Annotated in this window: 12 protein-coding genes; 7 read left to right on the top strand and 5 right to left on the bottom strand. The window is 42.7% G+C overall.

Annotation, left to right across the window (positions count from 1 at the left end):
- Nucleotides 1–239 precede the first annotated feature (239 nt).
- The 3 genes from VQ00_RS09685 to fumC all read left to right on the top strand — a co-directional run bounded on the left by VQ00_RS09685 (nucleotide 240) and on the right by fumC (nucleotide 4447).
- On the top strand, nucleotides 240–1355 hold the full coding sequence (locus VQ00_RS09685; protein ID WP_046179922.1) for an ABC transporter ATP-binding protein: 1116 nt from the start codon (nucleotides 240–242) through the stop codon (nucleotides 1353–1355).
- A 145-nt stretch (nucleotides 1356–1500) separates the two neighbouring features.
- Entirely contained in the window at nucleotides 1501–2946 is a 1446-nt protein-coding gene (locus VQ00_RS19375; protein WP_281175920.1) for a glycine betaine ABC transporter substrate-binding protein, read from the top strand.
- A gap of 109 nt (nucleotides 2947–3055) precedes the next feature.
- Nucleotides 3056–4447: a class II fumarate hydratase gene (gene fumC / locus VQ00_RS09675; RefSeq protein ID WP_046179920.1), complete on the top strand. Its 1392-nt coding sequence runs from the start codon at nucleotides 3056–3058 to the stop codon at nucleotides 4445–4447.
- 96 nt (nucleotides 4448–4543) lie between these two features.
- Here the strand turns inward: fumC and VQ00_RS09670 are convergent, their stop codons facing one another.
- The gene (locus VQ00_RS09670; RefSeq protein ID WP_046179919.1) at nucleotides 4544–4750 is read right to left on the bottom strand and encodes an alpha/beta-type small acid-soluble spore protein; all 207 of its coding nucleotides are present in this window, start codon (nucleotides 4748–4750) and stop codon (nucleotides 4544–4546) included.
- 274 nt (nucleotides 4751–5024) lie between these two features.
- On the opposite strand from VQ00_RS09670, the gene VQ00_RS09665 reads away from it, so the two are divergent.
- From VQ00_RS09665 to VQ00_RS09655, 3 genes are all read left to right on the top strand, one after another.
- Entirely contained in the window at nucleotides 5025–5288 is a 264-nt protein-coding gene (locus VQ00_RS09665) for a metal-sensitive transcriptional regulator (RefSeq protein WP_046179918.1), read from the top strand.
- Between the two features lie 109 nt (nucleotides 5289–5397).
- Nucleotides 5398–6537: a DUF445 domain-containing protein gene (locus VQ00_RS09660; RefSeq protein WP_052728460.1), complete on the top strand. Its 1140-nt coding sequence runs from the start codon at nucleotides 5398–5400 to the stop codon at nucleotides 6535–6537.
- Between the two features lie 82 nt (nucleotides 6538–6619).
- A complete protein-coding gene (locus tag VQ00_RS09655) occupies nucleotides 6620–7393 on the top strand; it encodes an enoyl-CoA hydratase (RefSeq protein WP_046179917.1) in 774 nt (257 codons plus the stop codon).
- A 40-nt stretch (nucleotides 7394–7433) separates the two neighbouring features.
- On the opposite strand, the gene VQ00_RS09650 is transcribed toward VQ00_RS09655, so the two are convergent.
- Nucleotides 7434–7619 (bottom strand): YhzD family protein, encoded by a 186-nt coding sequence (locus VQ00_RS09650; protein ID WP_046179916.1) that lies wholly within the window; start codon nucleotides 7617–7619, stop codon nucleotides 7434–7436.
- A gap of 137 nt (nucleotides 7620–7756) precedes the next feature.
- Between VQ00_RS09650 and yhaM the strand changes: the two genes are divergently transcribed.
- The gene (yhaM, locus tag VQ00_RS09645) at nucleotides 7757–8701 is read left to right on the top strand and encodes a 3'-5' exoribonuclease YhaM (RefSeq protein WP_046179915.1); all 945 of its coding nucleotides are present in this window, start codon (nucleotides 7757–7759) and stop codon (nucleotides 8699–8701) included.
- Between the two features lie 31 nt (nucleotides 8702–8732).
- On the opposite strand, the gene VQ00_RS09640 is transcribed toward yhaM, so the two are convergent.
- The 3 genes from VQ00_RS09640 to VQ00_RS09630 form a co-directional block, all read right to left on the bottom strand.
- Entirely contained in the window at nucleotides 8733–9713 is a 981-nt protein-coding gene (locus tag VQ00_RS09640) for a peptidylprolyl isomerase (RefSeq protein WP_046179914.1), read from the bottom strand.
- Between the two features lie 106 nt (nucleotides 9714–9819).
- Nucleotides 9820–10008 (bottom strand): hypothetical protein, encoded by a 189-nt coding sequence (locus VQ00_RS09635; RefSeq protein ID WP_046179913.1) that lies wholly within the window; start codon nucleotides 10006–10008, stop codon nucleotides 9820–9822.
- A gap of 95 nt (nucleotides 10009–10103) precedes the next feature.
- Nucleotides 10104–10634: a DUF3267 domain-containing protein gene (locus tag VQ00_RS09630; protein WP_046179912.1), complete on the bottom strand. Its 531-nt coding sequence runs from the start codon at nucleotides 10632–10634 to the stop codon at nucleotides 10104–10106.
- Nucleotides 10635–10655 lie beyond the last annotated feature (21 nt).

Here is a 10655-nt window from a genome sequence, read left to right as displayed (position 1 = left end):
GGAAAGGTCTTTTTTTATTTTTTACAGCATGGAAATAATCCATGATATTACTACAATTGCTCCAATGACCATTAAAATTGTTCTCAACATTCCGTTCACCTCATGCTTTAGTTTGTTATGTATAAGGTTCCCTCAGGTAAGACACCTTAAACCCATATGACCGAAATGACAAAAAAATTAAGGTTCTATGTTTTAGATATATTCCAGTAGGGAAAAAGACATGGAGGGAGGTGTGTGCTTTGATTGAGTTTAAAGAAGTATCAAAAAAATATGCAGATGGATTTGAAGCGCTTAAACACATTAATTTAAAGGTAGAAACTGGGGAACTGTTTGTCCTAATTGGTCCGAGCGGCTGCGGGAAAACGACGACGATGAAAATGATCAATCGCTTAATGGATCCGTCAAGCGGATCCATTACAATTGATGGTAAAAGTATTTCCCAAATCAATCCGGTTCAGCTCCGGCGGGATATCGGCTACGTCATTCAGCAAATCGGCTTAATGCCGCATATGACAATTAAAGAAAATGTCGGTCTCGTGCCAAAGCTAAAGAAATGGGAAGAAGTGAAGTACGCGGAAAAAGTAAATGAACTGATGGAGCTTGTGGGACTGGAACCATCCGTTTTTGGGGACCGGTATCCAGCTGAACTGTCGGGCGGGCAGCAGCAGCGAATTGGTGTAATTCGGGCGCTGGCGGCGGAGCCGAACATTATTTTAATGGATGAACCGTTCAGCGCGCTTGATCCAATCAGCCGTGAGCAGCTGCAGGATGAATTGGTTCGGCTGCAAAGCGAAATTAAAAAGACAATTGTATTTGTGACACACGATATGGACGAAGCGTTAAAAATTGCCGATCGGATTTGCATCATGCAGGACGGTGTTGTCGTACAGCTTGACACACCAGAACGAATACTTCGACATCCAGCCAATGATTTCGTTCGACAGTTTATCGGTGAAGATCGGATGCAGCAGGATTCAATTTCTCTGCCGGCATTGGAGTTGTTAATGACGTCCCCCATTACAGCATCACCAGACAGAGGAGTTGCAGCTGCATTAAAAATGATGCGGCAAAAACGTGTCGACAGCTTAATTCTCGTTGATAATCAGCGGCGATATCAGGGGGTTGTAGGTATTTGGGACTTGCAAAAATCGTATATAAACGAAGAGATTACGCTGCGCGACATTGAAAAAGTAGAAGTGCCCGTTATCAATAATCTCGAAGATCCGGAAACGGCCTTGGAAATGATTAACCAATCGCCGATTAGTTTTATCATTGTAACGGATGAAGAAAACCGGGTACAGGGCATTATTAATCGTGCCAGTATCGTACGCCACATATCGAATCAATTTGTCTAGGGAGGAGAGATGACGTATTTTTACGTTCAATTTAATTGCTCAAACAACTAATGCATTTACAACAAGATGGACTGAAATATGGCAGCTTATTCTTGAACATTTATATTTATCATTAATTTCAATTGGCCTTGCGATCCTCATATCCGTGCCTCTCGGAATTTATTTAACCCGCCGTAAAAAAATCGCCGAACCTATCATCGGCATTACAGCCATTTTTCAAACCATTCCAAGCTTAGCCTTACTCGTGTTTCTTGTTCCTTTTATCGGTACTGGAAAAGCACCCGCTATTATTGCGTTGACGATTTATGGCCTGCTTCCAATTTTGCGGAATACGTATCTTGGCATTACAGGGGTCGACCGGTCGACCGTTGAAGCAGGAGTCGGAATGGGCATGACAAGCCGGCAAGTGCTATGGATGGTCGAGCTGCCGCTTGCAATGAAAGTAATTATGGGTGGTGTAAGAACAGCCACAGTGCTTATTGTCGGAGTAGCAACCATTGCCGGTCTTATCGGAGCGGGTGGTCTTGGCGACTTGATTTTCCGCGGATTGCAGACGTATAATTCAGGACTTATTTTAGCAGGAGCGATTCCGGCGGCGCTTATTGCCATTATTCTTGATTTTATATTAAAAAGAATTGAATACAATTCCTCAACAGAAGCATTGCAGAAAAAAGGCAAGCGAGGCCGTCAAATGACGCTGGCAATTGCCGGCGCAACAGCGCTTTTGTTTATTGGTATGGTTATTTGGCCGTTTATTGGTGGGGGACAAGCGGAGGACACGATTACAATTACAGGAAAGTCTTTTACAGAGCAAGAAATTCTTGTGCATGTGTATGGAAAATTAATTGAGGAAGAAACAGACTTAAATGTGAATTACGAATCCTTTATTAGCGGATCTGCTGGTGTATTTGACGGATTAAAACAAGGTTCTTACGATATGTCTGTTGAATATACGGGAACAATCTTGCTAAACTATTTAAAAGAAGAAATTGACAGCAATGATCCTGACGATGTATACGATTATGTAAAAGACCGCTTCAATGAAGAATTTAATCTTCAACTGCTGGATCCGATCGGTTTTAATAACACATATTCTGTAACGATTCGCCAGGCGGATGCAGAAAAATATGGAATTGAGACGATTTCTCAGCTGCAGCCATATGCCGGCAATATGCGTTTTGGCTCAGAGCCGGAATTTTTAGAAAGAGCTGACGGCTATCCCGGTTTGCAGGAAGTTTATGGCTTTAATTTTGCATCAACGCAGACACTTGATACAGGTATTATGTACAGCGCGATTAAAAACAATGAAGTGGATGCCATTGATGCATTCACGACAGATGGACGTATCCAAGCATTTGATTTGAAAGTATTAGAAGATGATAAGAAGTTCTTCCCGCCTTATTATGCTGTTCCAATTGTACGTGGAGAGATACTGGAAGAGTATCCGGAACTTCAGGAAGTGCTTAACATGCTCGCTGGCAAGATCGACGACGAACGCATGCAGGAATTAAACAAACGCGTCGATTTGGACGGCAAAAAATATGAAGAAGTAGCAGAAGAATTTTTAAAAGAAGAAGGATTGATCGATTGATGAAAAAAAATCCGTTTCGCTTAGCGAAGCGGATTTTTTTGTTTTGACGGCATGAAGCGATGAAAAACGGGAAAAGTGTAACGAGCAGCATTTTAAGGAGGAATGAATAATGGATGTTCGAATAGAACATGATACGATTGGTGAAATGAAGGTGCCGGCAGATAAATATTGGGGGGCACAGACGCAAAGAAGCTTGGAAAATTTCCCAATCGGTATAGAAAAAATGCCGATTGAAATGGTATATGCGTTTGCACAGCTGAAAAAAGCAGCTGCTGCAGCAAATGGTGAGCTTGGAAAGCTGCCTGAACAAAAAATGAACGCAATCATTGAAGCATGCGATGAAATTTTACAAGGAAAATGGGATGAGCATTTTCCGCTTGTTGTCTGGCAGACAGGAAGCGGTACACAGTCAAACATGAATGTGAATGAAGTTGTGGCAAGAAGGGCATCAGAAATTGCCGGGCAAGAAGGGCTTATTCATCCAAACGATGACGTAAATATGTCCCAGAGCTCGAATGATACATTTCCAACAGCGATGCATATTGCGGTCTATAATGAGATTGAAAAACGATTAAAGCCTGCATTAAAGCAGCTGAAAAAAACATTCAAGAAGAAAGAAAAAGCATTCATGAATGTGATTAAAATCGGACGCACCCATTTGCAGGATGCAACCCCGCTTACGCTCGGGCAAGAAATCTCCGGATGGCACCATATGATCGTCCGCAGTAAGGAAATGATTAATGAGTCGAAAAAAGGCCTTCTTCATTTAGCAATCGGCGGTACAGCTGTCGGAACAGGAATCAATGCAGATCCATCATTCGGTGATATTACGGCCAGTCATTTACGAAAACAAACAAGCTTCCCATTTGTTTCATCAGAAAATAAATTTCACGCCCTAACGAGCCATGATGAAATTGTATATGTACACGGTGCGTTAAAAGCGCTCGCAGCAGATGTGATGAAAATCGCTAATGACGTCAGGTGGCTTGCAAGCGGCCCGAGAAGCGGACTTGGGGAACTATCAATTCCGGCAAACGAACCAGGCAGCTCTATTATGCCGGGAAAAGTGAACCCGACCCAAAGTGAAGCGCTGACGATGATTGCCGTCCAGGTGTTCGGCAATGATGCCGCAGTCGGATTTGCAGCAAGCCAGGGGAATTTTGAATTGAATGTATTTAAGCCGGTTATCGTGTACAATACATTACAGTCCATTCGTCTTTTAGCAGACGGTATCACATCATTTAACGAACGATGCGCCTCAGGCATAGAAGCAAACCTTGATGTTATTCAAGAATTGATGGAGCAATCATTGATGCTTGTGACAGCGCTGAATCCGCACATTGGCTATGAAAAAGCGGCGGAAATAGCCAAAACAGCACATAAAAAGGGCTCTACTTTAAAAGAAGCAGCGATTGCATCCGGATATGTAACGGAAAAAGAGTATGATAAATGGATCGATCCTCAACAAATGGTCAATGTGCCTTCTAAAAAGAAGGAATAATAACGAAAGAGCCGCCTCAAAAGCTGGGCTCTTGAGGCGGCTTCATTTTCATAAGATTACTTTTGAAGACCGTTTATTACTTTTGAAGATCGTTTATTACTTTTGAAGACCGTTTAATTGCTGTTCAGCCATTTGTACAAGACGTTTTGTGATTTCGCCGCCTACTGAACCATTAGAACGAGATGTTGCATCGGCACCTAATTGTACACCGAATTCAGATGCAATTTCGTACTTCATTTGATCAATTGCTTGTTGAGCTCCTGGTGCAAGTAGTTGGTTACGACCTCCGCTGCGATTAGACATTGCTGTTCATCTCCCTTTATTATAGTTGGTCGGGTACCGACGGAGTTGCACCGCCTCGATAAGATCGTCCGGACTGCCGGATAGCGACCCGATGTGATTGTGTTACTAGTATGTATTGAATAAAGCTCTTTATGCCTGCTAAACACAGGTAGTTGTTTCCTGCAAAGGAAGGGAGAAGCGCCTCTCACAAGCGTTTTTACAATTGTTGTGCTATACTATTGATACAGTTTTTTATGCATAAATGAATGAGGAGATCAGAACGGAGAGATAGACAATGAAAACGTACAACCGCGATGTGAAAAATCGTCTGAGCCGTATTGAAGGACAAGTACGGGGCGTGATCAAAATGGTGGAAGAAGAAAAAGACTGCCGTGAAGTGGTGACACAGCTATCTGCCATTCGTTCCGCTGTTGATCGTTCAATCGGCTTGATTGTCGCACAAAATCTTGAATCCTGTATTCGTGACGCGCATGAAGGCGGTCAAAATGCAGATGAGGCGATTCAAGAAGCAGTCAATATGCTTGTGAAAAGCAGATAAAGTAAAACGGCAATCAGCGCAGAAATGATCCGCTGATTACATAATGACACGATGCTGTTCCCATCCGGAATCAGCATCGTTTTTCATGTGAAGAAAGGGGGAATTAACGTTGGATAAATTTTGGTTTGTTTTATTTATGGGCATCATTGGTGCTGTCATTGGCGGTGTAACCAATGCAGTCGCCATTCGCATGCTGTTTAGGCCGCATAATGCCCGTTATATCGGCAGATGGCGCGTGCCTTTTACACCCGGCTTAATTCCAAAGCGAAAATCTGAGCTGGCTCGTCAAATCGGGAAAATTGTCGATGAGCATTTGCTGACACCGGAGAGCATTGAACAAAAATTAAATGAACCCGAGGTTCGTGGAGAAATAGAAGCTTTTTTGCAAATAGAAGCGAAAAAATGGATGCAATCTGATATAACAATCGCAGAAATTCTTCAAAAAGCGCATTTTTCAAATGCCGGTGCGAATCTTGAAGCGCGGATGAATGAATGGATCGACCAAAAGTATACAGCTATTAAAGATTTTTACGTTGATCAGACAGTGAAAGAGTCACTGCCGGCAGAATGGCTTGATAAAGCGGAAGAAAAAATTCCGAACGTTTCCGCTTATATTTTAACCAAAAGTGCCGATTACTTCTCCAGCGAAGAAGGACGGTACCGGGTGAAGCGCATGACGGATGACTTTTTGGCAGAATGGGGCAAATTCGGCAGCGTGATTCAAATGGTGCTTGGGAACACATCACTCGAAGATAAAATTCGTCCGGAAATTGTTAAATTTTTAACAAGTCCGGGAACGAAGGATTTGCTTGATACGATGCTGAAAAGTGAATGGGACAAAGTGGTTGAATGGAAGTGGGCAGATGTATTAGAGCAATTTTCGGATGAAAAAGCAATGCAAAAAACGAAAAAGTTTGTTGCAGGCCAGCTTGATCTTGAAACATTTTTAAATCAGCCGTTATCCGCTTATGCGGTACCATTTGAAGAAAAAGTGACCAGTACACTCATTCCGGAACTGACTGCTAAAGGTATTACAAAAATGGCGAAGCGTATTCCATCTATGATGGGAAAATTAAAAATTGCTGACATTGTCCGGCAGCAGATTGAAACATTTTCAACGGAGCGGCTGGAAATGATTGTTCTGGATATTACCCACCGCGAATTAAAAATGATTACATGGCTAGGCGCATTGCTTGGCGGCTTGATCGGTATTTTGCAGGCAGTTATTTTGATGGCATTCCCGACTTAATAAGAGACGTCTTTTTATTCAAAATACTATGAATAATTGTTCATTTTTTGTATGATAAAGGAGTAAAAGGGGAGGCGACAAAATGAAATATGTGCTTTGTTCTATCGAAGGGGAAACAGCGTACATTGGTTTGAACCGTACGAGTGCGATGAATGCCCTCAACACGGACATGATGAAAGAACTGTGCTGCTGCTTAAAAGAGGTAAGCCGGAATGATGACGTCGATATTGTCGTTTTGTCAGGGGAAGGCCCTGTCTTTTCAGCAGGCGGGGATATAAAAGAAATGCTGTCAGCGATGGATGAAGTGCAATTTCCATCCGTAATGGATACGATTTCCGATATTGCCCTTTGTTTTTATTCGATGCCAAAGCTGACAATTGCGGCTATCCATGGGGCAGCGGCTGGACTTGGCTTAAGCATTGCACTGGCAGCGGATTTTGTTTTATGCGAAACAGACTCGAAGCTTGCGATGAACTTTATCGGAATTGGTCTAATTCCGGATGGAGGCGGCCACTTTATGCTGGAACGCCGGCTTGGGGCAGTAAAAGCAAAAAAAGTCATTTGGGATGGGAAAGTGATGAGCGGAGCTGAAGCAGCGGAAATGGGACTTGTCGACAGGTCTGTTGCACCTGGCGCTGTGCAGCAGGAAGTGGCCTACTTAATGAAAGAGCTATATCAAAAGCCGATTCAGACGATGATTAAAACAAAAAAAATTATGGCGGACATAAACAGGCCGCAGTTGTTAAAAACGCTGGAGCTTGAGAAGCAGGGCCAGTTGAAAATGCGGGAAAGCGAGGATCATCAAGAAGGGATCCGGGCATTTTTGGAAAAAAGAAAACCCGTTTTTAATCAATAAAAGAAGGCGCATTCAAATATTGAATGCGCCTTCTTTATGATCAAATGTGAAAAAGCAACAACTTTCCTTCGGGTGATGTACAGCGATGTGTTTTTTCTTCACTACCATGTTCTTGCAGCAGCTGTGAGCCGCGTGATTTTGCTTCCTCATCTGATAATGCTTCAAAAGAATGGTCAAGTAATTTTTCACCGTTTTTTTCAAATATCGTCAGCGTGTATGTTTTCAATAGGATTTCCCCCTTATTTGCTATACAATCATTGTATACAATAAGGACGAAAGAAAAAAGCATAAAGAAAACGGAAAGAACGTATGATCTATGATATAATAAAAAGAAATTGAGTAGTGGACGAGGGGGACAATGCAGTGGAAAAAGGAATTACACAATATGAAGCAGGCGAAAGCGTTGACTGCTTTTTAATGATTCGTTCAGCGGTGAAAAGTACAGCTGTGAACGGCAATCCATATTTAACGCTTATGCTCCAAGATACAAGTGGAGAAATTGAGGCGAAGCTGTGGGATGCAAAAGACGAGACAGTCAAAATGTACATGCCGCAAACGATCGTAAAAGTGGCAGGGGACATTCAAAATTACCGGGGGCGTATGCAGTTAAAACTTCGGCAAATTCGCCCGGCATCGCCGCAGGACGGGATGGATGCAGGCGATTTTGTCGAAACAGCACCACTTAGTCAGGAAGAAATGACTGAGACGATTACCCAGTTTATTTTTGAAATGAAAAATCCACACATTCAGCGCATTACCCGCGCGCTTTTGAAAAAATATCATCAGCCATTTCTTGAGTACCCGGCAGCGGCGAAAAATCATCATGAGTTCGTGTCGGGGCTTGCCTATCATGTCGTGTCCATGCTTCAGCTGGCTAAATCAATTGCTGATCTTTATCCATCGCTTGATCGTGACCTATTGTATGCGGGTGTGATCTTGCATGACCTCGGTAAAGTGACAGAACTGTCGGGACCAGTTGCCACAACGTATACAGCTGAAGGGAACTTAATTGGCCATATTTCGATTATGGTCAATGAAATTGGTCAAATGGCAAAAGAGCTTGGCATTGAAGGGGAAGAAGTGATGGTGCTGCAGCATATCGTCCTGTCCCATCATGGAAAAGCGGAATGGGGAAGCCCGAAGCCGCCGATGGTTAAAGAAGCGGAAATGCTGCATTACATCGATAACCTTGATGCAAAAATGAATATGCTTGACCGCGCGCTTGACCGTACAAAACCGGGCGAGTTTTCTGAGCGGATTTTTCCGCTGGATAACCGTTCGTTTTATAAACCGCGTTTTTCAAATTAACAAAAAAGCACCCATTACGGGTGCTTTTTGCTTATTTTGCTTCTTCTGTAGCGGCTGCGTCATCTTCAGCTGCTGGTTCTTCTGTTGGAGCGGCGTCACCTTCAGTTGCACCTTCTTCAGTCGGAAGCGTTTCCTCTGTTGGAGCTGCTTCGTCTGCTTTAAATGCGTCTTTAAAGTCTTCGTCCTCTACTTTTACATCCGCTGCTTTCATTTCTTCGTCAAGTTTTTCCTGCGAAGCAGTTGCATCCACTTTAGACTGCTTTAATTCTTCGGTCATTTGGTCTTTCAAATCTTTAAATGATCCTTTTTCTTTTTGATCGGTAATTTTAATAATATGGTAGCCGTAGTCCGATTTGATCGGTTCGCTTATTTCATTTACTTTCAGTGTACCGAGTGCTTCCGTAAATTCTGGAACAAACTGTGCACGGCCGGCGTTATCAATCCAGCCAAGGCTGCCGCCATTTTCAGCTGAACCAGGATCTGTTGAATATTCTTTCGCAAGCGCCGCAAAGTCGCCGCCATCCGCTAATTTTTGTTTTACTTCTTTTGCTTTGGCTTCATCTGCAACGAGAATATGGCTGACGTTAATGTCGGGCTGCCATGCATCGTAATATTCCTGTACTTCGGCATCTGTTACTTTCACGTCAGCAAGCGCTGCTTTTTCACGAAGAAGCTCAAGCTTTAAGAACTCTTTAAAACCGTCTTCGTCAAGACCGTATTGAGACAAGAACATTTCATACTGGTCGCCCAATTGCTCTTTAGCCGTTTTTACTTCTTTATCCAGCTCTTCATCTGTCACTTCATATTTGTCAGAGAGGACTTTTTTCTGCATGAGTTCCTGCAGCGCCTGCTCCATTTGCGGACCGTATTTGTCTTTCATTTCCGCGTATAGTTCCATATCAGTTACGTCGCCTGCTTTTGATGTGGCGATAACGTTTCCTTCACTATTGCCACAGCCTGAAAGTACGAGTACACCCGCTGCAAGCGATAATGGTAATGCCCATTTCTTCATGCAAAAAACAACTCCCTAATGTTCATTTAATCTCTATTCCACAGACAACTATAACACAGTTAACGGCTTGAGAAAAGAAAAGACCCGTCTTTTAAAAAGAGCAGGTCTACACATACAGTATTTCAATGTAAGAAGTGGAAAGCAAAATGACAATTAAAATATTCACTGTACGGAATATTTTTTCATGCCGTTCTTCCGGAATCTCTTTTTGAATGCATAATAAATTGGTCATCCGATTTATGTGATACAAAATAAAGACGGAGAAAATAATGAATGTAATGATTAATGCTGCCACATGATGCCCCCTCTGTTTGCCTTGTACAATTAACTATATCAAAATGTCGAAAAAATTGAAAACAGAACCCACCAGCAAATGCGTCAGGCGGGACGTTATTCCGGCAGTAATACCTCAAATCCATCTAAATCTTCTTCAATAATCGCATCCTTTGGACAGGATAGGAGCGCTTTAATGTAAAGAAAGTCCAATAAACAGATGCCGGTATGAAACGCAGCTGTCATCGTAAAATAATGCAGATATTCCGGCATGATCATTGCGCCGGCCAGCATAAGTGGAGTCATGACGAAAAAAGGAAGCGACAAGCAGACGATAAATCTTTTTTTTGGCATCGGACTGCGGGTAATAACTGTCACGACCGGCAAAACGGAATATTTCCGGTCCCACATCACTTTCGGACGATAAGTGAGAACCGGAAAAAGATGAATCAATTTATGAAGCGGATAAACCGCCAAAATCCCCACTGCAAACCAGGAAAAGCCATTGGCATGAAGCGGTTTTGAATAATAAGACTGCATGAATGAAAAAGCGAGAAGAAACACGAGCATCGTTGTCATCATGGACACGAAAAACAGCTTGTTGTAGCCATAGTTTTTTTCAAAGTTGTACGTCCGCACGCATTTCATAAAAGAATAACCTCCGTTGTT

The organism is Domibacillus tundrae, from assembly GCF_000970675.1.
GTDB lineage: Bacteria > Bacillota > Bacilli > Bacillales > Domibacillaceae > Domibacillus > Domibacillus tundrae.
Note: the sequence above shows the minus strand (reverse complement) of the source record. Positions and strands in the feature narration are given on the sequence as shown.

What these genes read in the sequence shown, in the direction of transcription:
- VQ00_RS09630 (WP_046179912.1), bottom strand. Translation starts at nt 10,634, where the DNA reads ATGAAATGCGTGCGGACGTACAACTTTGAAAAAAACTATGGCTACAAC.
- VQ00_RS09665 (WP_046179918.1), top strand. Translation starts at nt 5,025, where the DNA reads ATGAAAACGTACAACCGCGATGTGAAAAATCGTCTGAGCCGTATTGAA.
- fumC (WP_046179920.1), top strand. Translation starts at nt 3,056, where the DNA reads ATGGATGTTCGAATAGAACATGATACGATTGGTGAAATGAAGGTGCCG.
- VQ00_RS09655 (WP_046179917.1), top strand. Translation starts at nt 6,620, where the DNA reads ATGAAATATGTGCTTTGTTCTATCGAAGGGGAAACAGCGTACATTGGT.
- VQ00_RS09640 (WP_046179914.1), bottom strand. Translation starts at nt 9,713, where the DNA reads ATGAAGAAATGGGCATTACCATTATCGCTTGCAGCGGGTGTACTCGTA.
- VQ00_RS09670 (WP_046179919.1), bottom strand. Translation starts at nt 4,750, where the DNA reads ATGTCTAATCGCAGCGGAGGTCGTAACCAACTACTTGCACCAGGAGCT.